Raw genomic sequence first — 24,339 nt, 5'->3', positions numbered from 1 at the left:
AGGCGAATAACAGAATAAAAAATCCAATTTTTCATCGGACTATGGTAAAATAAGCAGTGGATCAAATTCAAGGAAATTGAGGGAAAAATATGGAGAAAGATTGGGAACTTTTTCTTGCGCCATATGAACAAGCTGTTGGAGAGATGAAAGTCAAGCTGCGGGGAATCCGCAAACAGTTTAATGAAAGCAACAGACATACCCCCATCGAGTTTGTAACAGGCCGGGTAAAGCCTGTGGACAGTATTCTTACTAAAGCAGCTTTAAGAAAGATTTCGCTGGACCGGCTGGGTGAAGAAATGCAGGATATTGCGGGACTGAGAATTATGTGTCAGTTCGTTGAAGATATTTATCAAGTAGTGGATATTATAAGGAATCGCAGAGATTTTGAGATTGTCCAGGAAAGAGACTATATCACTAATAAAAAAGAGAGCGGTTATCGTTCTTATCACCTAGTTATTGCTTATCCGGTTCAGCTTATTACCGGAGAAAAGAAGATACTGGCTGAGATTCAGATTCGTACATTGGCAATGAATTTCTGGGCGACGATTGAACACTCTCTAAATTATAAGTATCAAGGTGTTTTTCCAGAAGAGCTGAATGACCGGCTGCAGCGGGCCGCCGAAGCTGCGTATCAGCTGGATGAGGAAATGTCCAGTATCCGTGAAGAAATTCAAGAGGCACAGCATCTGTTTTCACACGGCAGAAAAAAGGCAACAAATGAGTACTACAAGAAAAAAGACACTCAGAAATAATGCAGGGGGAGAGCCATGAAGGTAGCGATCGTCCATAATATTGAAGAAAAATCAAGAAGTGTAGCGAAGCAGCTGCGTTTGCTTTTGGAGCGGAAAGAAATTGAAGTGTCCGACAGCGATCCTGAATTGATTATTTCAATCGGGGGAGACGGGACACTTCTTTCTGCGTTCCATCGTTTTAGCCACATGTTGAATGATGTGAAATTCTTGGGTGTTCATACGGGACATCTGGGGTTTTATACAGATTGGCGCGACTATGAGCTGGAAGAGCTTGTTGAAAGTCTGCTGAGAGAACAGGAAAAAAGTGTTAGTTATCCGTTGTTGGATGTGCGGATTACCTTTTGTGATGATAAACCTGACAAGCATTTTTTGGCATTGAATGAATCAACAATCAAGCGTTCCAACCGGACGATGGTTGCCGATGTTTATATTAAAGATGAATTATTTGAACGGTTTAGAGGGGATGGACTATCTGTTTCAACCCCGACAGGTTCGACAGCATACAATAAAAGCGTAGGCGGAGCAGTCATTCATCCGAGTATTAATGCTTTTCAGCTGGCAGAAATAGCTTCTCTGAATAATCGTGTTTTCCGTACTCTAGGCTCGCCTATGGTGATTGCAAACAGCGAATGGGTTTCTATTGATTTGCAGGAAAGCAGTGATTATCTGATTACAGTAGATCAGCTGAACATTTATCAGGAAAATGTGGACACCATCCATTACAGGATTGCGGATGAGCGGATACACTTTGCATCGTATAAGCATATGCATTTTTGGTATAGAGTGAAGGATGCATTTATTAGTGAGGATTAAGTAAGCAATGGAATTTCAATGGGTATATAATAAAGAATCTTCCCAGCAGATAAAGTCATATTTGAAAGAGCAGGGCGTTTCAAAGGGCTTGTTGGCAAAGATAAAGTTTCAAGGCGGTTCAATTAAAGTGAACGGCAAGGTGGAGAACGTCCTTTATCAGCTTTCTATGGGAGAACAGCTAACGATTGTTGTTCCAGATGAAGGCGAGCATGAGACGATGCTTCCGTCGGATGAGCCAATCGTTATTTTGTATGAGGATGAACATTTTTTAGTGGTTGATAAGCCGGCAGGAATTGCGACTATTCCAGCTCAGTATCATCCCAACGGTACAATGGCAAACCGGGTAAAGGGATATTATCAGCGGATGGGCTATAAGGATCAGGTAATCCATGTAGTTACAAGACTGGATCGGGATACTTCTGGAGTTATGCTGTTTGCCAAACATGGATTTGCTCATGCGATGCTGGACCAGCAGCTGCGGCAGAAAAAGGTAACGAAAATCTATCATGCACTGGTTTCAGGCGATATTGCTAAGCTGTCTGCCCATGGTCAGATTATTGCGCCAATCAGCCGGGAGCGGACCTCTTTGCTGAAACGCACAGTTTCTGAAGATGGGCGCTATGCAGAAACTGAATACTGGCTGACTGCAGTGTCTGATAAAAATCAGGGAATTGCCTTTGTGAGAATCCAGCTTCATACAGGTAGAACGCATCAGATACGGGTTCATTTTGAAAGTATCGGATGTTCGCTTCTGGGAGATGAGCTTTACAATGGCGCCTTGGATAAAGGAATAGAGCGGCAGGCGCTGCACTGCAGTCACTTAAGTTTTAAGCATCCATTTACCAATGAAGAGCTGTTTTTTGACTCCCCATTGGCAGAAGATATGCAGCGGCTGATTGATAGAAAATAAGAAAGAAGGAGGTTGGGAAAAGTGAATGAAGGACAGGAAATTGAAGAGCAGTTTGAAAGTTTGCTGGATTACTTGAGAAATGACCAGATGAATGAATTCCGGGAAGCCTTCTTAACGCTCCATATTTATGAACAGGGTCAATTTTACCAATCTCTGGAAGCGCAGCAGCGGGAGCAGATATATAACTATCTATCGCCTAAAGAGCTGGCGGATATGTTTGATGTTATTGAAGAAGATAATGAAGATATGAAAGACTACATCTCGGAAATGCGCCCAAGTTACGCAGCGGAAATGCTGTCTGAGATGTACACAGATAACGCAGTAGACTTGCTGAATATGCTGGATAAAAGTGAAATGGCGAAATACCTTAGCTTGATGAGTACAGAAGACGCTAGCGAGATTAAAGAGCTGCTGCACTATGAAGACGATACTGCCGGCTCCATCATGACGACAGAATACGTGTCGATTGTTGCTAATCAAACGGTCCGCTCTGCGATGTATGTGTTGAAAAATCAGGCGGATGTAGCAGAAACTATTTACTACGTGTATGTTGTGGATCAGGAAAACCATCTGGTGGGGGTTATCTCTCTTCGTGATTTGATCGTGAATGATGATGATACACTGATCAGTGAAATTCTAAGCGAACGTGTTATTTCTGTTCACGTGGGAGATGACCAGGAGGATGTTGCTCAAACGATTCGGGATTACGACTTTCTGGCGCTGCCGGTTATTGATTATGATGAGCATTTGCTGGGGATTGTTACTGTAGATGATATTATTGATGTTATTGATGATGAAGCAGCCAGTGATTACTCCGGACTGGCTGGGGTTGACGTGGAAGAGGTTAGTGAAAATCCCCTCAAAGCGGCTTCCAAAAGACTGCCATGGCTAATTACCCTGCTGTTTCTGGGAATGTCTACAGCGACTTTAATCAGCCATTACGAAGCTTTAGTTAGTGAAGCAAGTATCCTAGCTGTTTTTATCTCGCTCATTACTGGTACTGCTGGTAATGCGGGAACACAATCGCTGGCAGTAGCAGTACGCCGGCTAGCAGTAGCAGATGATAAGGACAGCAATTTTAACCGCTTGATCATCAGTGAAGTATTGACTGGTCTTGTTACTGGCGCAATTACTGGTCTGACAATAATGATTGTCGTGGGTATTTGGAAGCAGAATTTTCCCTTAGGGTTTGTCATTGGAATGGCGATGCTTTGTGCAATTACAGTCGCAAATCTGGCTGGAAGCTTAATTCCAATGCTGATGGATAAGCTGGGCTTTGATCCGGCAGTCGCCAGCGGACCGTTCATTACAACATTGAGTGATTTAACAAGCGTCTTGATTTATTTTAATATTGCCAGTATTTTTATGGCATACTTTATTTAAAAACTTCTATGTCCAATTGTGTTGGCAGGAGAAAAACTGAATGAAATCTTAGAACTTGAAACAAGAAGCAGGAAATGACTGGTTTTTTTTCAGGTTCTTTTTTGCATAAGAGGTATTTCGCTCCATAGCTGGATAACTAAGTGTTGTTTTACCCAAGTAATGGACGGAATATGTGCTGTCGAGATTCACGAAGTTCAGCTGTCAATTTCACGTTTGCCTGCGGAGGGATTGGCAACGTTCTTTCTATTTATATTTAAGTACTTAAAATTTCGCTGGCAAAAATAGTATGTCACTATTTAAAAAACACAGAATCAGTCCGCTCTCGAACTGATCCTGTGTTTTTTAGTTAAGTGAAACGATTTTTGTGCCATGTGCTTCGCTAATAGCCAAAGCGCTGACTATTTCATCAACATTAGCGGCAGTAATTCCGCCGCCCGGCAAAATGATAATACGGCCGTCTGCATAATCAATGAGTTCTTTAAGATGAGCAAGATTTTTGGTGATTGGGGTACCCGCTGGACCGCCATGAGTTAAAATGCGCTGAACATTTCGCTCAGCCAGCCAATCAATTGCTTTGAACTGATTTTCTTTTGAAAGCTGGTCAAAAGCCATATGGAAAGTAATCTGCAGTCCTTCTGAAGTTTCTATCAGAAGATCAAGAGCTTCCTCATCCAGCCAGTTATCATCAGTAAGGCAACCAAAAACCACGCCATCAGTTCCGATTTTTTTTGCTTCAATTAAATCTGTATGCATAATTTTTAGTTCTATATCATTGTAGACAAAATCACCACCACGGGGACGAATCATGGTCATGATGGAAACAGGATGTTCTTCTGCAAAATGAACAGCTTCTTCAATAACTCCTGTGCTAGGTGTAGTTCCGCCTACCGCCAGATTATCACATAATTCAATTCGTCCAGCACCATTTCTCACAGCTGCGGGAATATCCGTAAAATTTTCTGCACAAAATTCTTTAATCACAGGTACCACTCCTTTAATTTCTTCATAGGCATTGTAACATATTTTCAAGTGTTGCCAAAGGAACTCTTCCATTGTAAGATAGAGCAGATGAAACTAGTTGAAGAGAAGGAGCCGGTTATGCTTAAGAAAAGAGATAAGGCTAGAGAATTTCTGGAGGCGAATAGTTCGCTGTTCCGCTGTCCGTTGTGCCATGAAGCAACGGATGTAAATGACTACACATTGACTTGTAGAAAAAATCATCAGTTTGAGCTTTCAAAAAAAGGGACACTGTACTTTTTAAAAACGCATACTCAAACCGAATATAATCAGAAAATGTTTAGTCACCGTCAGGCGATGATTAAAAGCGGTATGTATAAAAATATGCTGGCAGCAGTCTTGCCTCAAACAGCTGAAGGCAAAGTGATTTTGGACGTGGGCTGCGGCGAAGGTAGTTTTCTTTCTGAGTTAGCATTTCTGGGGATGGAAGGAACTAAAATTGGTTTTGATATTTCTAAAGAAGGGGTCTATTTAGCCAGTAATCAGCCAATAGATGCGTTTTGGTGTGCCGCAGATTTAACCAACCTGCCCTTTGCAGATCAGTCTGTAGACTGTATTTTGAATATTTTTTCTCCTTCTCACTACGGAGAGTTCCAACGGGTGCTGACACCAAAAGGACGTGTGATTAAGATAATTCCGGAAGAGGGATATTTAAAGGAATTGAGAGCCGGGTTTTTCCCGGAAGATTTGGAAAAACAACATTATTCCAATCTGAAGGTAGTTGAAAAGTTCTCGCAATCTATGAAGCTCATTGAGAATCAGCGGATTACTACCATTTTTGATGTCCCACAAGAACGTCGCTTAGACTTACTGGAAATGTCGCCATTGGAATGGCAGGCTACAACGGAAAGAAAAGCGCAGCTTCAAGAAAATCCTCTTGAAAAAATAACGGTTGACCTGCGCATGTTAATAGGAGAGATAAGATAACGCTTACAAAAAAGAATTTCACAAAAAACTATTGCAAAGCTCTGATATTGGTGTTATATTACATACAAGTTGTTTTTTCATTGGTTTTTATCAGGTTCCTGTTCTGATAAAAGTTAGTGAAAAGAATCTTCACTAACGTAGTGGCTCGCAGTGATTAACACCGAGACGGTACGTTTTTTTGTTGTTCTAAATAAGTTTTTTAGTGAAGGAAAGGAATAATAAAATGACAAATCATATTGTTTTATTTGAACCTCAGATTCCTGCAAATACAGGCAACATTGCCCGGACATGTGCGGCGGTTAATGCGCCCTTACATCTCATCGAGCCGTTAGGTTTTTCAACGGACGACAAGCAGCTTAAAAGAGCAGGGCTGGATTACTGGCATGACGTAGCAATTACCTACCATAAAAGTCTGGAAGATTTTCTTGCATTTTTAGGAGATCAGCCGCTGCATTTGATTACTAAGTTTGCTAATAAGATATACAGTGACGAGAATTTCTCAGACGGACAAGACCATTATTTTATGTTTGGTAAAGAAACAACTGGATTGCCAGAGACGTTTATGAGGGAGCATTCAGACAAATGTTTAAGAATTCCGATGAATGATGAACACGTCCGTTCTCTGAACCTTTCTAATACGGCAGCTTTAGTCGTTTATGAAGCTCTGCGTCAGCAGTCTTTTCCAAACTTGGAGCTGCAGCATCACTATGATAATGATAAGCTGGATTAAAGGTGTGTTATCAGGACAAACAAGTAAATAAAATTGTAGAGCTTGAAACAAAAGCAGGAAAAATGGCTGCTTTTGTTTCAAGTTCTTTTTTCAGAAAAAAAGAGTGAAAGATCTGTGGCTTTAGAAAAGATTTCATTCATCAGTCAGTCGTTCTCTGATAGTGCTTGAACACTTAGAAAAGAGCTCCTAGCGTTTTTCTTTTAAATTTTTACTAGGATCTGTCTGAAAAATAGAGTGACATCCGAATTTTTCAGGGATTTTTGTGGAAATCAAGCAAAACCACAAGCTAGCTCATTTCAGAGTAGTCATTTTTAATACTATTGATTGAAAAATGACTTTTACTTTCGTACGCATACCATTCTGTTAGCAAGTCTTTAGGCAAACAGAACTGGCAATGTGGTGCATAAGCGAGTATTTCTGCCGACGAGTTCCATAACAATCTCGAAAATATTCGTCGCTAGAGTTTTCAGACACATTCTAATACAAAATAGTATCATTTAAAATTAAAAGCTACCCTAAAGCGTTCCATTGCTGGATTCCTTTAGGGTAGCTTTATTTTTTCAGTAAAGCAGTTTGACAGCTGCTATTTTTGCAGCTGAGAGTACAGATTACTTAATTCTACGCTTTTTGTCAGCATATCTGTATAGATTTTTAATGCTGCAGAAGCAGTCATGTTGTCGCCCGCATCGCTTATTACACCGCTTAGCTCAGTATACTCAGCCATCAATCCCATATAGTCAGCGGCAAAAGTCAGGCTAGTAGAATCAGTATAAGTACTAGGATTGTCTACATATCCCTGAGCTTTTTCAATCATTTCATCATACTTTTCATCAACTTTTTTGATTGCTGCTTCTACATCTTCGATACTCTTCGTTGAACCAGAGCTTTTCTGTTTGGTACTGGAAGGCGTTGTGCTAGAAGAACTGGATTCTTTTGTTTTTGAACTTGAGCTGCTAGAACTGCTGGAACTAGAACTGCTGGAACTAGAAGAGCTGGATGAACTAGAAGAACTAGCTTTAGAATTGTTTTTTCCACCAGTTCCGTCAAAATCATGGTCGGAATAGCCAACAATAACTGTTGCTCCTTTGTCGGCGTAAAAACCATGACGATCACCAACTTCTTTTGTACCATAATACGTTACTGCAGGCTGATCGCTTGAAATATCATCACATTCATCCTTACGAAGATAACGCTTGTTTGTTGTTGCTTTGTGGTCAAAATTCGAAACAACAAATTTGACCTTTAATCCAGCAGCATCAAATTTTGCTTCTACCTCTTCTTTTGTATCAAAGTACGTATTAGGCACTTCGACTTTACCTGCTAGAAGTTCATCTGCCCTTTTTTCTTTTTGCTTCTCAGATTTACTAGCTTCACAGCTGGAATAACTAACCAGAAGGATAACCACCAAAGCAATCCCCAAAACCACTTTCCCCAACCTACCTAATGATTTTTTCATTTTTTTCTCCTCATTTCTATGATATAATTTTTTCATCATATGGCTTCATGTAAATGAGGCAAGCCGGCTGATTAGTATCTCCCATACTAATCAGCTTTTTTGCATTACCAATACTGTAGCATAATTCTATAAGGAATAGAAGCAGAGATTCGCAGCTATAGGATAAGGAGAAAATTATCTATACAATAGATACAGGATTACCTCAGAGAGAGAATCGTTATATTCGTAACCCCTTTTTTCCTGCTATATAATAAAGATAACAGGCTTGTTAAGGAGGAAATAACTTATGGAAAATCAATTTGATGTAATCATCATCGGCAGTGGTCCGGGAGGAATGGCAGCAGCCTACGATTTGGCAGCGGCAGGGAAAAAAATTGCTGTAGTAGAAGCTGACAAATGGGGAGGAACCTGTCCAAATAGAGGCTGTGATCCTAAAAAGATTCTGTATCATGGCGTTGCTGCCGGAGAAGCTGTTGCACAGCTAAAGGGTGCAGGCTATGCTGGAAAACCTGCTGTAAATTGGGAGGAGCTGATGGCCTTTAAAAAAGACTTTACAGATGCTGTGCCTAAGGAACAGAAAGGTGGTTTGGAAAGCGCTGGAATTACCGTTATTGAAGGAACTGCTGTATTTGAAAATGAGCATACAATTATAGTTTCTGAAAAAAGCTACACAGCGGATACATTTATTTTAGCGACTGGTCAGCATTCAGCTTTGCTTGATATTCCTGGAAAAGAGCATTTAGAAACCAGTACTGAATTTTTGGAACTGCCTTCACTTCCTGAAAAAATGGCATTTATTGGCGGCGGATATATTGCTTTTGAATTAGCAAATATTGCTCACAGCAGCGGCAGTGAAGTACATATCATTCACCATAATCAAAAGCCGCTGAAAGGATTTGAACAAGAACAAGTAAATGCATTGATTCAGCTCATGAAGTCCAAAGGAATTATTTTTCATTTTGATGAAGAGGTTGAAAAAATCGAAAAGACCGATGATCTTCTTAAAGCCACGCTTGCTTCTGGTGATATGCTGGAGGTCAATCGTATTTTCTGCAGTACGGGGAGAATCGCAAATGTAGAAGGAATGAATCTCGAGGGAATAGGAATTAATTATTCTGCAAGAGGGATTGAGGTTGACAGCCGGCTGCGCACTAGTGTGAAGAACATTTATAGTCTGGGAGATTGTTTGGCCAAGAAAAAACCGAAGCTGACTCCAGTATCCAGTTTTGAGGGCGGCTATTTGGCTAAACTGCTGAGTGGAAAGATAGATGAAGAAATCAGCTATCCTGAGATTCCAACTATTTTATTTGCTTCACCAAAGCTGGCCCAGGTTGGAAAGACCGAAGTTACACCAGATGAAACTGAGCACTATGAGGTGCAGGACTTAGATGTTTCCCAATGGTTCACTTATAAATACAGAAAAGAGCCTTTGGCTATGGCAAAAGTTGTTGTAGATAAGCAAACAGGTTTATTAGCGGGAGCGTCCGTATTGAGTAATGAAGCAGATGAGCTAATTAATTTACTTACTTTAGTTATTAATCAAAAGCTGCCTAAAGAAAACATCAACCAGCTAATCATGCTTTATCCGACCGTTGCCAGTGATATCAGCTATTTGTATTGAAAATTAAAATCCATAAAAAAACGACGAGTTTCCAGTATCTTTGGAAATTCGTCGTTTTTCAAATCATCGTACGCATTGAGCTAGTATTATTCAATAGGCAGTCTTTTTTCAAGATAGTATTTTGTTGTCCCGTGAAAGGGAGAATCAGTTAGTTGACCAAAAACTGAATAGCCGTGCATTTCATAAAATGTTTTTGCCTGATAATCCTGTGTATGGATAGTAATAATCTCTGTGTTCTGGCTCTGAGCAAAAGCTTCGCCCTCTTTTAACAGCATCGTACCCAAACCGCTCTTACGGTAATTTTTATCCACAGCGAGGAGGGAGATATGGGTAGTATTCATCCAATTGCTGGCAGTAATGCCTCCAATATAGCGGTCATCATCAAAAAGACCCTTAGAAAAATTGCTTGATTTCTTTTGAGCTATACCAGTATTTTCCAGCTGATGTTCTTCCAGAAAGCGAATCAGCTTATCTTCATTTTCTTTGAGCTCAAGATTTTTAAAGTGAATCATGGTTTACCTCCTTTTATTAAGTATTATATAAAAGGAAGTAATAAATAGGAAGCCGCTTATTTGGAGGTATTTTAGCTAAAAGTTAGTGGAAAGGGAAAATAGCTAGGATAAAAGCACGAAGAAAAAAGAAAGTGAAAAAATATGAAAGACTTTCTTTTCCTGTTGGTAGTAATGAACTAGGCTGAAACTATCAATCCAATGTAGAAGGGCACTTTTTCATGAAGGTCCCTATCTCAAGTCACCGATTCTCGTCAAACACACAAGGTGGTTCATTCATTATCAGCTAGTGTGATGTTTGTTTTTTTCGACCACTGGGCAAATTGTAACGAATGGGAAGAAAGTCATTTTTTCACTTTGCATAATAAAACGATTTTGAAACACTTCATTGCTCTGGAAAATGATGCTCCTTCAAAAGACACCATTTGTCGAGTTATAGGAATGATTTATCTTTATCGAGTCCAGTGTTTTCTCCAATAGGAAGGAGCCAGTAAAGAATTGAAGCAGCTGTAGAAGCAAATAGGGAATTACTTGCTGTTAGCATAAGAAATACAGCGAGTTTGACGCTATTTAGGAATGGAATCGGCACGATTTTAGCCGAGTCGCTTCCGGCTAGCTGTCTCAATTCATTAGTGTGGTCTCCGGATTTCTGTTTGACCCTTGACTAAGTATCTATAATCAAGAGAGTTATTTTCATGCTTTTGTCGTGGTGAATGGTCGGGAAACATAGAAATTTTTCATTGAAAATGATAAACTGAAAAGGATTGAAAATCGATAATGTTCATTGATGGAGGTATTTAAGGTATGAAGCTGTACTTTACTAGACATGGAAAAACAGAATGGAATAAAGAATTACGCTTTCAAGGGATGACAGGCGATTCGCCCTTGCTTCCATCAAGTTATGATGAAATAAAAAAATTGGGAGAACAGATTAGAGAGGTGCCTTTTGAAAAGATTTATTCAAGCACTTCCCTGCGTGCCCGTACCACAGCTGAAGGAATCAATGCCGAGCTGATTAAGCCTGTAGAAATAGTGTATACAGACGATTTAAAGGAGCTGGGATTAGGGAAGCTTGAAGGACAGTCGATTGCCGAAATGCGGAAAATTTATGGTGAACAGCTGGACAACATGAGATATCATCTTGATAAATATGAACCGGAAATCTTTGAAGGAGAGCGGATTGAAGCAGCGATAGAACGTATTTCCAAGGTAGTAAGAGAAGCAGTAAGTAATGGAGAAGGCCCCTATCTGTTTGTGGGGCATGGTGCATCAATGACCGCTAGTGTTCAGCATTTGTCCGGCAAAGAAAAGAAAGAGCTTCGGAGTATGGGCGGGCTGATGAACAACAGCTTGACTATTTTGAAAACTCAGGAACCTGAAAATGGATTTCCCTATGAACTGCTGCTTTGGAACGATGATTCTTTCCTTCAGTAGTAAGAAATCAACGGTAGAAAGGCGGTGAATAGAATGTTGATGCAGGAGGAAGAAGCGAAATTCATAGTCGGAAAAGTTGAGGCAATCTTTTTTCAAAATCCCAGCAATTTTTACAAGGTGATGCTGGTGACGGTAACCGATACGAATACAGATTATTTGGAAAAAGAAATTGTCGTAACCGGCAGCTTTGGAGACATTCAGGAGGAAGAGCCCTATCGTTTTTTTGGTGATTTTGTAGATCATCCCCGCTATGGCCGACAGTTTCAGTCGGAAAGCTACCGGCAGGAACGTCCAACCTCAACAAACGGAGTCATTGCTTATCTTTCAAGTGATAAGTTCCCAGGTATTGGGAAAAAGACTGCTGAGAAAATCGTTGAGCTATTGGGAGATGAGGCTATTGACCGAATCATTGAAAAACCAGAGCTTCTAGAACAGGTTCCGCAGCTAAATGAGAAGAAACGGGCTCAGATACTTGATACGATTCGTCAGAATCATGGTATGGAGCAAGTCATTATTGGCTTGAGCCGCTATGGGTTTGGGAGCCAGCTGTCTTTTACGATATATCAGACATATAAAGAAGAGACGTTAACTATTATTCAGGAAAACCCTTATCAACTAGTTGAAGATATCGAAGGAATCGGCTTCAAGCGGGCAGATACAATAGCTGAGCAGCTGGGGATACGGGCGGATTCTGACCAACGGATTCGAGCTGCTGTTACCCATGAAGTCTTTCAGCATTCTGTACGAACCGGCGACACCTATGTGGAGGCTGAGGAACTGCTGAAGAATACTATCCAAATACTGGAAGCCAGTCGGCCTGTTGAAATTTCGATGGATCAGGCAGCGACACAAATCATTCATCTTGTTGAAGAAGGAAAAATTCAGCAGGAAGGCACAAAGCTGTTTGAAAACAGTCTCTATTTTGCTGAATGGGGGATTGGCAGTTCGATTCAGCGGCTATTGGCAAGAAAAAAAGAAATCTCCTATGACCAAGAGGAAATTGAAAAGACCATCCGAATTGTTGAAAAACAGTTGGGGATTGTCTACGGAGAGTCGCAGCAGAGAGCAATTGAAGCTGCTATAAAATCGCCGCTGTTTATTTTAACTGGAGGACCAGGTACAGGGAAAACAACTGTTATTAATGGGATTGTTTCCTTGTTTGCTGAGTTGAATGGTTTATCTTTGGATATCAAAGATTATACTCAGAACATGTTTCCAATTCATCTGGCAGCACCAACAGGGCGGGCAGCAAAGCGGATGAATGAAACTACGGGACTGAACGCCAGCACCATCCATCGTCTGCTGGGCTTGACAGGAAGAGAAAAGAATCCTTCTGCCAGTGCAAAAGAGCTGGAGGGCGGCTTACTGATTGTTGATGAGCTGTCAATGGTTGATACCTGGCTGGCTAATACCTTGTTTAAGGCAATTCCGACTAATATGCAGGTGATTTTGGTAGGGGATAAAGATCAGCTGCCTTCGGTTGGTCCCGGACAGGTACTTCATGATTTACTACAGATTGAAGAACTGCCTAGTGTAGAACTAACGGAGATTTACCGTCAAGGGGATGGCTCAAGCATTGTGCCTCTAGCTCATGAAATTAGACAGGGACGCCTTCCAGCAGACTTTACTCAAAATCAAAAAGACCGTTCGTTCTTTCCAAGTGATGCCTACCATATTGAAACCTACGTACGGCAAATCGTAACCAAGGCTAAGCTCAAAGGCTTTACGGCTCAGGATATTCAGTTGCTGGCTCCTATGTATCGGGGACCGGCGGGGATTGATGCTTTGAATAAGATGATGCAGGAGATCTTTAATCCCAATGATGGTACAAAGAAGGAAGTAGCCTGGAATGATACGGTTTATCGAATTGGCGATAAGGTGCTTCAGCTGGTGAATACGCCTGAGTTAAATGTCTATAACGGTGATATGGGTGAAGTTGTCGGCATCATTACAGCGAAAGAGTCCGAGGATAAAGTAGACGAGCTGGTTCTGCAGTTTGATGCAACAGAGGTCAGCTATAAGCGGAATGAGTGGAATAAGATTACCTTGTCTTACTGCTGTTCTATTCATAAAGCACAGGGTAGTGAGTTTAAAATGGTTATTTTGCCGATTGTCAAGCAGTACTATCGTATGCTTCAGAGAAATTTGCTCTATACAGCAGTAACAAGAAGTAAGGATTTGCTGATTTTATTAGGAGAAACCAGTGCATTTCAGGAATGTGTCAGCCGGGAATCTGCAAGTCGAAAAACATTGTTGAGCAACCGGATTAGTGAAGCTGGTAATATGACAATTTCAATCAGAGCTCAGCTTGAAGCATATGAAGAGGGGCGGCTGAAAGACTCGCCTTTCGCTGGAACAGAGCTTCCGGAAGTAGTTAATGAAAAGAAAGAAAAGACACCTGTTATTGAAGAAGCACCATCAGCTTATCAGTCGTCTGCTGTTATAGATAGAAAAAAGAATCAGCAAAATACAGCAGCAGAAATGTCATTATTTGAAGTGGATTCAGAAATGGTGGAGCAGCAGATAGAAACAGAAATGGACTGGCTGTTGACACCGCAGAAGGCCGCTGAGCAGACTATTGATCCGATGATTGGAATGGACGACCTTAAACCAGAAGATTTTATGTGAAAATTTGACTAATGTTGAGCTTTGAGAAAAGAAAGCACATTTGAAAAAGCTTTTTCTTATTTTGAGTGTGTTAGCTTATCTTCGGGAGAACTGAGTTTACGATTATCTATGCAAACCGCTTTTTTGAGGTCAGCAATACGAACAGCTATTTTATAATAAGAAGATCAGGTGATTAAAAGACAAGAGTGGGAATTTAAATCCCGCTCTTTTTTTATAAATAAACGGTGAAAGTTGAGACATAGCTACACCCGCTTTTGTTATACTTAAAATAGTAAAAAGAAGCTTGTTTTTTTCTGTTGCATTAAGTAGATATAAATATAAGTAGAGAGGGATGAATATATTGGTAAGTGAATGTCTAATTTGTGAGAAGCATAAGGTTGCTGCTGCTCCTGTTTATCAAAATGATATGCTTTATGTAAGCCATCGTCAGGCGTGGAGAGAAGGAGACACCGTATATTTAGGCTATTATTTTATAGAACCAAAACGGCATTTTCGCGGGATGTATGATGCGACAGACGAGGAAATGGCGGCACTAGGCATTATGATGAAGAGGCTGGCTCAGGCATTGACTAGCTTGCCTGAAATAGAGCATGTCTATTCGTTTATCATGGGAGAAGGAGTCAATCATTTCCATATCCATCTAGTGGCTCGATACGCAGGAGCACCGAAGGAGTACTTGGGAGCAAAAGTTGATGAGTGGCCAAATGCACCTAGAGGAGATAAAACAGCGATTGCTGTATTTGATGAAAAGGTACGAAGCAATTTGCAGAGATACATTGAAAATGATTTTGCATAAAGAAAGCCGCTAAAAAGAGGAATGAATATGAGCCTTGTTATGATGATTTAATAGAATAAAAAAGCAATGGAAAAGCTGTAAGTATTGCAGCTGCTGTTTGTTCCAAACGCCTATTAGCTGAAATGAAAAGATGAAATCCTTTGATAAGAAGATGAAGGGCCGTAACGGCTTGATAGAGCCCTACTTGAAGAACACAAAAAAGAGCGGGAAAATCCGCTCCAGTAAGCTTTACTATAGAAAATGCCTTAGTTGTAATAATTAATCATTTGTAAACCAAAACAACCGTTGATCAAGAGTGTAGGTGATATCAAGATTCCGTTGGCCTAATATTTCACCATCTGCATGGACGTATTCGGGAATAGTCGAAACAATTCTAAATTTACTTGATTGATAATGATGAAAATACTTGGATTCCATATGTTTTTTGCGTGTAAGTAAGAAAATCAGCCAAAAGATTTTGAAAATATTAACACGTTCTACTAAAACTAAATCAAGAACTGGTTTTCTAGGGTCAGCTTGCGGAGCGATAGCAACACCGCCGCCAAAATAGGGATGATTCGTGATGGTGCATAAAAATGCCTTGCTAAATTCCACACCTTTGCCATTAATGTCAACTAGAATTGGAAATCCTTTTTGAGTGAATAATACTCTTAAAATAGCAAACAGATAGGATAAAGAACCCATATTGAATTTGTTCAGTGCCTGTTTTGCTTTAGAAGTATTCGCTGCCTGAACAATCGCTGCATCCAGTCCGATGCCAATATTGTTAACTGCGATTCCTTGTTCTGCCTGAACATCATCCTTGTAGGCGATTACTTGAATTTTCTGAGGCTCATCCGCCCGCAGAATTTGGGACAGGGCCTTTTCAATTTGACGATCAATTCCTGTGCCTCTGGCAAAATCATTTCCTGAACCACAGGGCAGATAAGCTAGCGGAATTTCGGGATTAATGCGGGAAAGAGCATTTGCCGCACTATGCAGCGTGCCGTCACCGCCCATAAGGACGACCAGGGGAAAGAGTTCCCCAGCAAAATCGTCGGTCCATGGAATGAGTGTTTTCTCAGCCAGCTGTTGAACAAGCTCCTTCTCATGTCCGGCGTATTTAGTATAAAATATTGTATGCTGTACATTTAATAGCTGTAGTTGTTTTTTTAGTTTGGCAGCCGCTTTTTTTCCATTTCCGCTGCCGGCATGTTCATTAATAATAAGGTATAAGTGCTTTTCCATAACAGCCTCCTTCTACAAATCTTTATTATAGCAGACCGGAGGGAGATTGAAAGCAGAAGTTGCTCAGGGTATACTTGATTCAGAGTAAGTAGGAAAGGAAAAAGACTATGATAAGGTTAGAGAAATTTACAGCCTCGGACTTTTCAAAGTACTATCAGCTGGTTTCTGATATTCGGGTAATGGCTCAGATTACTGAGCGTGCAATACCAGGGACTGAAGCAAAAGAAAAATTTGAAAAGCTGTTGAGAAGAAACCAGCAAGTGGATAAATTTGGCTCATTTAAGATTTATAGTGAACAGACAAATACGTATATTGGCTTAGCCCATATTACACCGGATGAGCAGCAGGCAGGCAAAGCTGAAATCGGCTATATGCTGCTTCCTGACTATTGGCGGCAGGGGTATGGGCGTGCAGCCGCGGAAAAATTAGTAGAAATGGCTGTTGCTGCTCAATTAAAAGAAATAACTGCAATCATTGACCCGGAAAATACTGCTTCTAAAAAAATATTGATCCAAAATGGTTTTCATTCAACTTTTAAAGGGGTAATGGATGGATTGGCTACAGAAATACTAACAAAACAACTAATTAGTTAGGAGAAAAGAGAATGGAAATACAGATTCAGTATTATCAAGAAACAAATTGGCCGGACCTGCTTCAGTTGATGATTAATGAAGGATCGGAATGGAACGACTACACAAGTGAAACAAGGCAAGCGGCATACCAAACCGCTGTGAAGGAATCAAAAACATATTTAGCAACAGTTGATGGTAAGACTGTGGGCTTTTGCCGTTGCCGGATAGATGGAATTTTTGGTGTATATATTTATGATTTATTAGTAGATAAGCAATTCAGAGGGCAAGGAATTGCACAGCGGCTGATGGAGCAGCCTTGTCTGGAATACCCGGAGCAAACAGTGTATGTTATGTCGGATGTGGATGATTTTTACGAAGGAAAAGGCTATCGTAGAGAGGGTTCGATTTTTGAAGTGAGTATTGCTAAACGGTAATAGTTGAGAGAACGGAGCACTTTCAAACCCTAGATTAGATCCCTAATAGTAGTGCTGGATCTGAACTGAACATTTAATTGGTGAGAGACTGCGGCATTTGATTTTAAATTTGTGCAGTCTTATTTGTGTTGCTATTTTATATCATTTGTATTATTATATATAATACAAATGATATAAAAGAAGGTGTAAAAATTGAATGAACTTATAGAGTATCTACCGTATTTAATTCCCTATTTAGCAGTGTCGCTAACCTTGTCGCTTGTTGCACTGGTTCACATTTTAAAACATAAGCGTGTTCGATTTGTGAGCGTCTGGATCTGGTGTCTGATTGTGTTATTCTTTCAGGTCATTGGACCAATCATCTATTTTCTGTTTGGAAGGGAAGAGGAACTATGAATGTATTGGAAGTAAAAGGAATTCAAAAGTCATTTGGGCAAACAAAAGTACTTGAAGACGTTAGCATCACTGTACCGGAGCATGCCATTTATGGCTTCGTTGGAGAAAATGGCGCTGGGAAGACCACTACAATGAATATCATTCTAGGCTTACTTCCTGCGACAAAAGGAGAAATACTTGTTTATGGAAATAAAGTTTCTTACAACGACTCTGCTACAAATGAGGCGATTGGCTACCTGCCTGATGTTCCGGCATTTTATTCTTATTATTCGGCAAAGGAATATTTATTTTTAGTTGGAGAATTGACAGGTATCAGCAAGACTGAATTATCTAATCGAGTAGAGGAGCTGCTCCAGTTAGTGAATTTGCATAGCGGCAATCGCCGAATTGGCCATTTTTCCCGTGGTATGAAGCAGCGATTAGGCTTGGCTCAGGCTTTGCTGAACCGTCCCAGGTTAATTATTTGTGATGAACCGACTTCAGCGTTGGACCCGTTAGGAAGAAAAGAAGTATTGGAGCTGATGTTGTCGCTGAAAAAAGAAACGACTATTTTGTTTTCCAGCCATATTCTGGAAGATGTTGAAAAAATTAGTGACTATGTAGCGATTCTTCACAAGGGAAAAATCCGCTGTTCTGGAAGCATGGATGAAATAAAAAAATCCTACCACACAAAACAGCTGACTATTGCGTTTGCCAAAGAAAACGAAGCGCTGAATTTTATGCATAAATTTTCTAACGACTTCGAAATTAGGCAGCAAGATAACGAACTTACGATTGAGATAAAGGATATTCAGCTGGATGGGCAACAATTTCTTCAGTATCTAACAGCACAGTCGATTCTTCCTAAAACGTTTCAGCAAGTAACACCGTCTTTAGAATCAATATTTATGGAGGTGACAAAAGAATGACTTACTTAATTTTAATTAAAAAAGAAGCTGTGGAGGCCTTTCGAACGTATCGATTTTTTATTATCAGCATTTTATTTCTTTTATTCGGATTGGCGGCGCCAGCTACAGCTAAATTACTACCGGAAATTATTAAAAATCTAGGGACTGGAGAAAGCTTGATGATTCAGGTTCCTATGCCAACTGTTTATGACAGCTGGCTCCAATTTTTCAGTAACCACAGTCAGATGACGTTAATTATTTTTATGATTACCTTTGGCCAATCTTTAGGAAAAGAATTAAGTGATGGTACTATGGTTTTACTGGTAACCAAAGGAATCAATCGAAATACGGCAATGCTGGCGAAGTTTAGCTATCAAGCTGGTTTATGGTTGGCAGGGCTGGCTGGCTCAGCTTTAATTACCTATCTATATAATTTTGTACTGTTCTCAGGAGAAAATCAGCCTGTTGGAACTATACTTTGGTACGTATTTTCACTTTGGTTATTCGGTGTGTTTTTTATTGGTGTCAGCCAGCTGGGTCAGGTTTTGCTTCCAAAGGCATCAGGCGGACTGCTGTTAAGCTTTTTAGCGATAGCAGGTCTTTTGATTTTGAATATTTTCTCAGCAATTGAGAAGGTGAGTCCGCTCAACTTAATAGGAGTGACTTCCGAAGGTTTGAAAAATGGTATAGATATAAGCAACAGTCTGCTTCCTTTGCTAATCACACTCGGATTAGTTATTCTTGCGGTGTGCTGTGCCGGCCTGCGCTTTAAAAAAGTGCCTGTGTATTAACAGGTATCTGCAACAGTCTATTAGCAGTTGGTTTTGTGCGGGATATAATGTTTAATCAGTTGTTCAATCAAATAAAATCTTAGTTATTTTTAAACTAAAAGAGTTATCGGAAAGCGACCGTTAACTCTTTTGTTTTATTGTAATGGCGGGATGCTTGAATATCGAGCTTGCATATTCTGTGGTTTGCCAGTAAGATTAGCTTGTCATTTATAGGTTAATTTTTTAAAGTTGGATGAAGGAGGAATAATCAGATGTCGCTTGGAGAAAAATTAAAGGAGCAGCGGGAAAATCTTGGCTACACACAACAGGAGGTTGCCGATCAGATCCATGTGTCTCGGCAGACAATTTCAAATTGGGAGGTTGGTAGAAATTTTCCTGATATTCCCACGATTATTTTGCTGAGTGATTATTATGGTATTTCTCTGGATTTATTACTTAAAGGAGATGACCATTTAATGAAAAAAATGAATGAGGATGCAAAAAAACTGGAACAGCTGAAAAAAAGAAAAGTGTTAGACGGTTTCTTGATTAGTGTTGTGCTGCTGTTCCTATTAGGTATCTGGGATAAAATTAATTTTACACCGAATTGGCTGCCGGTTGTTCTAGTTGCTGTGATGTATATTTTAACAGTTGCCCGTTATTTTATTGTGACACCTAAAGATAGCTTAAATAGCGGCTGGCACTCACCAGTTGTTATACCTAAAAGCCTTGGTGTTGGCTGGGCGCTTAATCCTAGAAATCCCATAGGTATGCTGCTATATGTTCTTATTTTTATTGGTTTTATGTGGCTGCTGATTACCGGCTGGAGAGACCGAAGTTTATTTCAATAGGCATAGAAAAACGTTGTTGTGGAAATATTGTGTCTTAAAAAAATTAGACAGATGATATAAAAATGGGAGATACCATTTTTATATCATCTGTTTTTTTTAAGAGTCAGCTTCTGTTTCCAAGGTTCTTGTTTTGTTCTAATCTTTAAAGCATGGAGAATGTCAGCATACCGTTTATTTAGTTTTGTGAGTGGGACATAAGTAAATGCCTGAACTCTTCTTTCTCTAAAATCCAAATAAACGGCGTTCCAGTCTTTGTATGCTTCGAGGATCGCAACAGAGTGAGAACCGTAGACGCAAAAGTAGCTCACTACACTTTGTTCCGATAGCATCAACTTCTAAGTGCTAAAAGCACTAAGAGTTGAAGTTCTCGGAAATAAGCCGAACGATCTCAAAAATATGAAAAGCTCCAGGTAGGTATCAATCAACATCTACTCGGTTCCCTCGTAGTGTTTCTTGACAATTTCCGGATAATTCGTCTTATTGCTGTGAAACACAGCGAGGGATGAGCTGATGTTGAACAGTACCTACTTGGTTCTCGGAGCTAAACACTTTTGTCTCGACCTCAATCCAGGCGTGATAATATTCAACATAGCTGGCCGTTTTTGGATCAGCTGCACTCATAAGGTAATAGCCTGCCGTATTCCCAGGTTGATAGCCTTGGCTTATTATATCATTTCTAATGGTCTCGATATTCATTTGCTCTTCTTGTCCTATTTCCAGAAGAAACTCATAATAGTCTACATTTTCAGAGCTTTTTTGCCAGATGTGCGGGATTTCAGCAGCTGGTTCTGTTACTGCATAGCCAAGGCTGAGCTGTTTACCGCTTTCATCCAAAAGAAAACCTAAGCGTGCTGGATTTTTCAGGATAGATTGATGAACCTGATTATCTGTCAAGTCAACCTTATTAATTTGGCTGATAGTCGGGTTAGACAATCTAAGACTACTTGCATCTAGTTCTATGAGATGTGTAATTTGTCTTTTTTTCCTCTGAAGCTGCTCCTGTCTTAATTGCAGCTGAACCATCTGTTTCTTCATTTCATCCTCTGTTTTATCTAATATAGCCAATTTTTCAATAACCGTTTTACTTTCCAAATCCTTGATTTGTTTAACTGGTGTTCCCAGCTTTCTATAAAAATCAATATCGCTAATTAAGATAACATCTTCCAGAGAAAAGAGACGATAATCATTTTCAGGGTGACGGGTGGAATGGATTAATCCCTGATCATCCCAATATCGAATCATAGAGGCAGGCAGTTTCAACATGTCGGCAACTTGACTAACTGTATAAAAATTTCGTTCTTCCATAAAAAAACTCCCTTCAATGGTTGACCTTCAAGGGACTTGAAGGTTTATACTCTCCTTATTCACATGTAAAAGCTGAGGAAAGGGGATTTGAAATGAAAAACATTCAAGAATACATTCAAAAACGACTGAAGCAATCCACAGGAAAGGAGCAGCAGTCTGATCTACTCTTAGGCAGTCATCCTGCCAGTATTCTTCATTTTATCACATGGAAAGAGCTTTTGCTTGACCCTCTAAAACAGCTTAAAGGGGTAAAGGAAATGATTCGCAATCAATCAGTAAAGCTGGTCATTGACGGCAATTTAAGCGATACATTTATTCGTTTATTTATGGAGGCTGCCGTCAAATCCAAACGATTGTTTTCAATTGTTGTTCCTGATGGTTATAAAGGAATGAGGAAGGAACTGGACAACGGTGATAAGCTGGCGGTTTTAATTATAAAACATAAAATTTAACTAAGATGGAAAGAGAAGGAACAGGTGAGGCGAATGCTTCGTAATGATTATGCACAAGAAGTTGATGGAAAGCTGTTGACCGCTTTGAAGCTGTTGACAAAGAGAAAAAATTTTTGGCATATTTCCCAGACTGAGCTGCTAATAAGATCCGGTATTAGCCGTGAACTATTTCAGAAGCTATATGGAAATAAGTATCAATTTTTAGAACAGTTAAATCAGCGGTTTATCCATACGATGATGGTAGAATTTCCAATTGTCGTTGATAAAGAAAGCTCTGATTTGTTTCAAAAAAAATTGTCCTTATTTATTAATGCCCCAGAAAAAGTAAAGCAATTGAAACAGCTGTTGATTTTTAATGAGGGAGAAAAGCTGCCTAGTTTTCAAGGATTGGACAAGCAACTGATTAAGAGCTTTAACCTGCGTTTAGAACAACGACCAAAAGCGGATAAACATGAAGAACAGGCTGTGCAGGAAACGATGGGAGAATTGATTGCCAACACGCTTATTTATGCTGTGAAAACTGATAATTTACCTATTTTTTCTTTATTGATTGCTATGTTGGATACATTTTCCAAAGTTTATCAATAGGTGATGAAGTAAACGGTTCCGAAAAATAATTTAAAAAAAGATAGAAAAAAGATTTGACAGACTAAAAAAATTTCGATAGAATGCTAATCAACACTTAAATAAAAAAATTCATTGAAGAGAAAAGTATGTTTGGATTATCTTTTTAGAGAGTCTCCGTCTGGTGAAAGGAGATAAGGTAGAAAAGCAGAAGATGGCCTCTGAGAATAAGCTGCTGATAGGTAAGCAGCTGCGGGCGGCACCCGTTATCAATGCAGCAAGTTAAACAATGACTTGAATGGAGAGAGGCAGATAGAATCTGTTTCAAAAAATAAGGTGGTACCGCGATTATTCGCCCTTTTACTGAACAACCAGTAGAAGGGCTTTTTTTATTTTTTAAGTCCGGTCATAGCAGCAATAATAAAAACAAAACAAACGCATCGAGATGGAAAGTACATATGGATGTCATCCAACAGAGAACCCGAAGAGCTGAGAACGGGTGTTGACAGAATTATGGAAAATGGCCATTGAGCAGCGCCCCGAGTGAGCAATCATAAGACGGCGACGGTTGCACCCGTTAACGTGCCAGGGTATAAGCGAGCAGTTGTCGCCGTACCTGAAGAGGATACTTATGTGAATAAGTATCAAAATGAGGTGGTAACACGCAGAAGGCGTCCTCAAGTGTATGAAAATCATACATTTGAGGATGCCTTTTTCTATTTTTTCTAATAGGGTGTATCTATTTTTGAAAAGAGCATAGTATAGCAGATTTTCCGGCGTTCATTGCTATAGCGATTGAATTGCCTGTCTAAATAAACTGAGGGGTGAAAAACATGATTGAATTAAAAAATATTGATGTTGTCTTTCAAGAAAAAAAGAAAACAATTGAAGCAGTGAAAAACGTTTCGCTGCAGATTAATAAAGGAGATGTGTTTGGCATCGTTGGATACTCCGGAGCTGGAAAGAGTACGTTGGTTAGAGTGATTAATCTACTGCAGCGTCCAACTGCTGGAGCAATAACAATCAATCAGGAGAATATACTCACACTTTCTCCGAAAAAGCTTAGAGAACAGCGCAAAAAAATAGGAATGATTTTTCAGCATTTCAACTTGATGAATGAGCGTTCAGTCTTCGATAATGTGGACTTTTCATTAAAATATTCCGGCTTGAAAAAGAGTGAACGCAAAGCAAAGATTGAAAAGCTGCTGCAGCTGGTTGGGCTGGAGGAAAAACAGGAAGCCTATCCCAGCCAGCTGTCTGGCGGGCAAAAGCAGCGGGTCGCAATTGCCCGAGCACTTGCAAATGATCCGGAAATCCTCTTGTGTGATGAAGCAACCAGTGCTTTGGATCCTAAGACAACTGGTCAAATACTAAAGCTATTGAAAAAGCTGAATTAGGAGTTAGGATTGACGATTGTTTTGATTACCCATGAGATGCAGGTGGTAAAGGAAATCTGCAATCGGGTCGCGGTCATGGAAAACGGCAGAGTAATCGAAGAAGACGACATTGTGAGAGTATTTAGCAATCCCAAAGAAGCGTTGACAAAAGATTTTATTCGGACCGCAGCTCATATTGATCAGGCCTTACAAACAATTATTGAACATCCAACGCTGACAAACCTAAAAGAAAATGAAGAACTAGTTGAGCTGTCTTATGTAGGAGAACAAACTAGTGAGCCATTGATTGCGCAGCTGTTCAGTAAATATCATGTCATTACTAATATTTTATACGGTGATGTTGAAATTGTGCAGCAGGTACCGATTGGTCGTCTGATTGTGGTATTGTCCGGAGAAGAGAAGCAGCGGGAAAAAGCCAGAGAATATCTGGAAAAGCAGCAGGTGAAAATTACTACGCTGCAGGCTAAAGTACAGCTGCAGGAAAAAAGAGCCTTTCAGGTAATCTAAG

Annotated in this window: 23 protein-coding genes, 2 pseudogenes and 2 other annotated features; of the genes and pseudogenes, 20 read left to right on the top strand and 5 right to left on the bottom strand. The window is 39.9% G+C overall.

The window, feature by feature from the left end:
* Window positions 1-89: 89 nt before the first annotated feature.
* Genes yjbM through mgtE form a run of 4 tightly spaced genes read left to right on the top strand, consistent with a single transcriptional unit; the run spans window position 90 to window position 3,858 of the window.
* Window positions 90-752, top strand: coding sequence for a GTP diphosphokinase (gene yjbM / locus AC1Z3K_RS10185; RefSeq protein WP_426084377.1), 663 nt, complete (start codon window positions 90-92; stop codon window positions 750-752).
* 15 nt (window positions 753-767) lie between these two features.
* A complete protein-coding gene (locus AC1Z3K_RS10180; RefSeq protein ID WP_426084376.1) occupies window positions 768-1,565 on the top strand; it encodes an NAD kinase in 798 nt (265 codons plus the stop codon).
* A gap of 7 nt (window positions 1,566-1,572) precedes the next feature.
* Window positions 1,573-2,475 (top strand): RluA family pseudouridine synthase, encoded by a 903-nt coding sequence (locus AC1Z3K_RS10175; protein ID WP_461732659.1) that lies wholly within the window; start codon window positions 1,573-1,575, stop codon window positions 2,473-2,475.
* A 21-nt stretch (window positions 2,476-2,496) separates the two neighbouring features.
* Window positions 2,497-3,858: a magnesium transporter gene (mgtE, locus tag AC1Z3K_RS10170; protein ID WP_426084374.1), complete on the top strand. Its 1,362-nt coding sequence runs from the start codon at window positions 2,497-2,499 to the stop codon at window positions 3,856-3,858.
* A 342-nt stretch (window positions 3,859-4,200) separates the two neighbouring features.
* On the opposite strand, the gene AC1Z3K_RS10165 is transcribed toward mgtE, so the two are convergent.
* The gene (locus AC1Z3K_RS10165; RefSeq protein WP_426084373.1) at window positions 4,201-4,839 is read right to left on the bottom strand and encodes a copper homeostasis protein CutC; all 639 of its coding nucleotides are present in this window, start codon (window positions 4,837-4,839) and stop codon (window positions 4,201-4,203) included.
* Window positions 4,840-4,956: 117 nt separating this feature from the next.
* On the opposite strand from AC1Z3K_RS10165, the gene AC1Z3K_RS10160 reads away from it, so the two are divergent.
* Together AC1Z3K_RS10160 and trmL are read left to right on the top strand one after the other, a co-directional pair.
* Window positions 4,957-5,802 (top strand): methyltransferase domain-containing protein, encoded by an 846-nt coding sequence (locus AC1Z3K_RS10160; protein ID WP_461732658.1) that lies wholly within the window; start codon window positions 4,957-4,959, stop codon window positions 5,800-5,802.
* Between the two features lie 223 nt (window positions 5,803-6,025).
* Window positions 6,026-6,532, top strand: coding sequence for a tRNA (uridine(34)/cytosine(34)/5-carboxymethylaminomethyluridine(34)-2'-O)-methyltransferase TrmL (gene trmL / locus AC1Z3K_RS10155; RefSeq protein ID WP_426084371.1), 507 nt, complete (start codon window positions 6,026-6,028; stop codon window positions 6,530-6,532).
* A 583-nt stretch (window positions 6,533-7,115) separates the two neighbouring features.
* Here trmL and AC1Z3K_RS10150 read toward each other — a convergent pair.
* Window positions 7,116-7,988 (bottom strand): hypothetical protein, encoded by an 873-nt coding sequence (locus AC1Z3K_RS10150; RefSeq protein WP_461732657.1) that lies wholly within the window; start codon window positions 7,986-7,988, stop codon window positions 7,116-7,118.
* Between the two features lie 286 nt (window positions 7,989-8,274).
* On the opposite strand from AC1Z3K_RS10150, the gene AC1Z3K_RS10145 reads away from it, so the two are divergent.
* Entirely contained in the window at window positions 8,275-9,609 is a 1,335-nt protein-coding gene (locus AC1Z3K_RS10145; protein ID WP_461732656.1) for a dihydrolipoyl dehydrogenase family protein, read from the top strand.
* A gap of 86 nt (window positions 9,610-9,695) precedes the next feature.
* Here the strand turns inward: AC1Z3K_RS10145 and AC1Z3K_RS10140 are convergent, their stop codons facing one another.
* Window positions 9,696-10,121, bottom strand: a complete 426-nt coding sequence (locus AC1Z3K_RS10140) for a GNAT family N-acetyltransferase (RefSeq protein ID WP_461732655.1) — start codon at window positions 10,119-10,121, stop codon at window positions 9,696-9,698.
* Between the two features lie 237 nt (window positions 10,122-10,358).
* Between AC1Z3K_RS10140 and AC1Z3K_RS10135 the strand changes: the two are divergent.
* The 4 genes and pseudogenes from AC1Z3K_RS10135 to AC1Z3K_RS10120 form a co-directional block, all read left to right on the top strand.
* Window positions 10,359-10,598: pseudogene (locus AC1Z3K_RS10135) on the top strand (transposase family protein); the annotation flags it as partial.
* 324 nt (window positions 10,599-10,922) lie between these two features.
* Window positions 10,923-11,552 (top strand): histidine phosphatase family protein, encoded by a 630-nt coding sequence (locus AC1Z3K_RS10130; RefSeq protein ID WP_426084366.1) that lies wholly within the window; start codon window positions 10,923-10,925, stop codon window positions 11,550-11,552.
* 39 nt (window positions 11,553-11,591) lie between these two features.
* On the top strand, window positions 11,592-14,180 hold the full coding sequence (recD2, locus tag AC1Z3K_RS10125; protein WP_461732726.1) for an SF1B family DNA helicase RecD2: 2,589 nt from the start codon (window positions 11,592-11,594) through the stop codon (window positions 14,178-14,180).
* Window positions 14,181-14,511: 331 nt separating this feature from the next.
* The gene (locus AC1Z3K_RS10120; RefSeq protein ID WP_461732654.1) at window positions 14,512-14,976 is read left to right on the top strand and encodes an HIT family protein; all 465 of its coding nucleotides are present in this window, start codon (window positions 14,512-14,514) and stop codon (window positions 14,974-14,976) included.
* A gap of 258 nt (window positions 14,977-15,234) precedes the next feature.
* Here the strand turns inward: AC1Z3K_RS10120 and AC1Z3K_RS10115 are convergent, their stop codons facing one another.
* Window positions 15,235-16,203 carry a diacylglycerol/lipid kinase family protein gene (locus AC1Z3K_RS10115; protein WP_461732653.1) on the bottom strand — a complete coding sequence of 323 codons (969 nt, stop codon included), beginning with the start codon at window positions 16,201-16,203 and terminating at the stop codon, window positions 15,235-15,237.
* A 107-nt stretch (window positions 16,204-16,310) separates the two neighbouring features.
* On the opposite strand from AC1Z3K_RS10115, the gene AC1Z3K_RS10110 reads away from it, so the two are divergent.
* From AC1Z3K_RS10110 to AC1Z3K_RS10085, 6 genes are all read left to right on the top strand, one after another.
* Window positions 16,311-16,796: a GNAT family N-acetyltransferase gene (locus AC1Z3K_RS10110; RefSeq protein ID WP_461732652.1), complete on the top strand. Its 486-nt coding sequence runs from the start codon at window positions 16,311-16,313 to the stop codon at window positions 16,794-16,796.
* Window positions 16,797-16,807: 11 nt separating this feature from the next.
* Window positions 16,808-17,209, top strand: coding sequence for a GNAT family N-acetyltransferase (locus tag AC1Z3K_RS10105; RefSeq protein ID WP_461732651.1), 402 nt, complete (start codon window positions 16,808-16,810; stop codon window positions 17,207-17,209).
* A 192-nt stretch (window positions 17,210-17,401) separates the two neighbouring features.
* Window positions 17,402-17,605 carry a PLDc N-terminal domain-containing protein gene (locus tag AC1Z3K_RS10100; RefSeq protein ID WP_426084361.1) on the top strand — a complete coding sequence of 68 codons (204 nt, stop codon included), beginning with the start codon at window positions 17,402-17,404 and terminating at the stop codon, window positions 17,603-17,605.
* Window positions 17,602-18,513, top strand: a complete 912-nt coding sequence (locus AC1Z3K_RS10095; protein WP_461732650.1) for an ABC transporter ATP-binding protein — start codon at window positions 17,602-17,604, stop codon at window positions 18,511-18,513. The genes AC1Z3K_RS10100 and AC1Z3K_RS10095 overlap by 4 nt, the downstream gene beginning before the upstream one ends.
* On the top strand, window positions 18,510-19,283 hold the full coding sequence (locus tag AC1Z3K_RS10090; RefSeq protein ID WP_461732649.1) for an ABC transporter permease: 774 nt from the start codon (window positions 18,510-18,512) through the stop codon (window positions 19,281-19,283). Before AC1Z3K_RS10095 ends, AC1Z3K_RS10090 begins: the two co-directional genes overlap by 4 nt.
* Window positions 19,284-19,534: 251 nt before the next feature.
* The gene (locus AC1Z3K_RS10085; RefSeq protein WP_461732648.1) at window positions 19,535-20,113 is read left to right on the top strand and encodes a helix-turn-helix domain-containing protein; all 579 of its coding nucleotides are present in this window, start codon (window positions 19,535-19,537) and stop codon (window positions 20,111-20,113) included.
* 477 nt (window positions 20,114-20,590) lie between these two features.
* On the opposite strand, the gene AC1Z3K_RS10080 is transcribed toward AC1Z3K_RS10085, so the two are convergent.
* Window positions 20,591-21,418 (bottom strand): MerR family transcriptional regulator, encoded by an 828-nt coding sequence (locus AC1Z3K_RS10080; RefSeq protein ID WP_461732647.1) that lies wholly within the window; start codon window positions 21,416-21,418, stop codon window positions 20,591-20,593.
* A gap of 92 nt (window positions 21,419-21,510) precedes the next feature.
* Between AC1Z3K_RS10080 and AC1Z3K_RS10075 the strand changes: the two genes are divergently transcribed.
* The 3 genes and pseudogenes from AC1Z3K_RS10075 (at window position 21,511) to AC1Z3K_RS10065 (ending at window position 24,338) form a co-directional block, all read left to right on the top strand.
* Window positions 21,511-21,870 (top strand): hypothetical protein, encoded by a 360-nt coding sequence (locus AC1Z3K_RS10075; RefSeq protein WP_426084356.1) that lies wholly within the window; start codon window positions 21,511-21,513, stop codon window positions 21,868-21,870.
* Between the two features lie 33 nt (window positions 21,871-21,903).
* Complete coding sequence (locus AC1Z3K_RS10070) at window positions 21,904-22,458, top strand: hypothetical protein (RefSeq protein WP_461732646.1); 555 nt, start codon at window positions 21,904-21,906, stop codon at window positions 22,456-22,458.
* 102 nt (window positions 22,459-22,560) lie between these two features.
* Window positions 22,561-22,797 (top strand) — a binding site (T-box leader).
* A 68-nt stretch (window positions 22,798-22,865) separates the two neighbouring features.
* Window positions 22,866-23,116: a binding site (T-box leader), on the top strand.
* 151 nt (window positions 23,117-23,267) lie between these two features.
* Window positions 23,268-24,338: pseudogene (locus AC1Z3K_RS10065) on the top strand (methionine ABC transporter ATP-binding protein).
* Window position 24,339: the final 1 nt, after the last annotated feature.

Source organism: Enterococcus sp. LJL128 (assembly GCF_056924295.1).
The sequence above is the reverse complement of the archived record's forward strand: the minus strand, read 5'-3'. Positions and strand labels throughout refer to the sequence as shown.

What these genes read in the sequence shown, in the direction of transcription:
- AC1Z3K_RS10105 (WP_461732651.1), top strand. Translation starts at nt 16,808, where the DNA reads ATGGAAATACAGATTCAGTATTATCAAGAAACAAATTGGCCGGACCTG.
- AC1Z3K_RS10180 (WP_426084376.1), top strand. Translation starts at nt 768, where the DNA reads ATGAAGGTAGCGATCGTCCATAATATTGAAGAAAAATCAAGAAGTGTA.
- AC1Z3K_RS10150 (WP_461732657.1), bottom strand. Translation starts at nt 7,988, where the DNA reads ATGAAAAAATCATTAGGTAGGTTGGGGAAAGTGGTTTTGGGGATTGCT.
- yjbM (WP_426084377.1), top strand. Translation starts at nt 90, where the DNA reads ATGGAGAAAGATTGGGAACTTTTTCTTGCGCCATATGAACAAGCTGTT.
- AC1Z3K_RS10070 (WP_461732646.1), top strand. Translation starts at nt 21,904, where the DNA reads ATGCTTCGTAATGATTATGCACAAGAAGTTGATGGAAAGCTGTTGACC.
- AC1Z3K_RS10110 (WP_461732652.1), top strand. Translation starts at nt 16,311, where the DNA reads ATGATAAGGTTAGAGAAATTTACAGCCTCGGACTTTTCAAAGTACTAT.
- AC1Z3K_RS10115 (WP_461732653.1), bottom strand. Translation starts at nt 16,203, where the DNA reads ATGGAAAAGCACTTATACCTTATTATTAATGAACATGCCGGCAGCGGA.
- AC1Z3K_RS10080 (WP_461732647.1), bottom strand. Translation starts at nt 21,418, where the DNA reads ATGGAAGAACGAAATTTTTATACAGTTAGTCAAGTTGCCGACATGTTG.
- AC1Z3K_RS10095 (WP_461732650.1), top strand. Translation starts at nt 17,602, where the DNA reads ATGAATGTATTGGAAGTAAAAGGAATTCAAAAGTCATTTGGGCAAACA.
- AC1Z3K_RS10085 (WP_461732648.1), top strand. Translation starts at nt 19,535, where the DNA reads ATGTCGCTTGGAGAAAAATTAAAGGAGCAGCGGGAAAATCTTGGCTAC.
- AC1Z3K_RS10130 (WP_426084366.1), top strand. Translation starts at nt 10,923, where the DNA reads ATGAAGCTGTACTTTACTAGACATGGAAAAACAGAATGGAATAAAGAA.
- AC1Z3K_RS10120 (WP_461732654.1), top strand. Translation starts at nt 14,512, where the DNA reads ATGAATATATTGGTAAGTGAATGTCTAATTTGTGAGAAGCATAAGGTT.
- AC1Z3K_RS10160 (WP_461732658.1), top strand. Translation starts at nt 4,957, where the DNA reads ATGCTTAAGAAAAGAGATAAGGCTAGAGAATTTCTGGAGGCGAATAGT.
- AC1Z3K_RS10145 (WP_461732656.1), top strand. Translation starts at nt 8,275, where the DNA reads ATGGAAAATCAATTTGATGTAATCATCATCGGCAGTGGTCCGGGAGGA.
- AC1Z3K_RS10175 (WP_461732659.1), top strand. Translation starts at nt 1,573, where the DNA reads ATGGAATTTCAATGGGTATATAATAAAGAATCTTCCCAGCAGATAAAG.
- AC1Z3K_RS10075 (WP_426084356.1), top strand. Translation starts at nt 21,511, where the DNA reads ATGAAAAACATTCAAGAATACATTCAAAAACGACTGAAGCAATCCACA.
- recD2 (WP_461732726.1), top strand. Translation starts at nt 11,592, where the DNA reads ATGCAGGAGGAAGAAGCGAAATTCATAGTCGGAAAAGTTGAGGCAATC.
- AC1Z3K_RS10140 (WP_461732655.1), bottom strand. Translation starts at nt 10,121, where the DNA reads ATGATTCACTTTAAAAATCTTGAGCTCAAAGAAAATGAAGATAAGCTG.
- AC1Z3K_RS10090 (WP_461732649.1), top strand. Translation starts at nt 18,510, where the DNA reads ATGACTTACTTAATTTTAATTAAAAAAGAAGCTGTGGAGGCCTTTCGA.
- trmL (WP_426084371.1), top strand. Translation starts at nt 6,026, where the DNA reads ATGACAAATCATATTGTTTTATTTGAACCTCAGATTCCTGCAAATACA.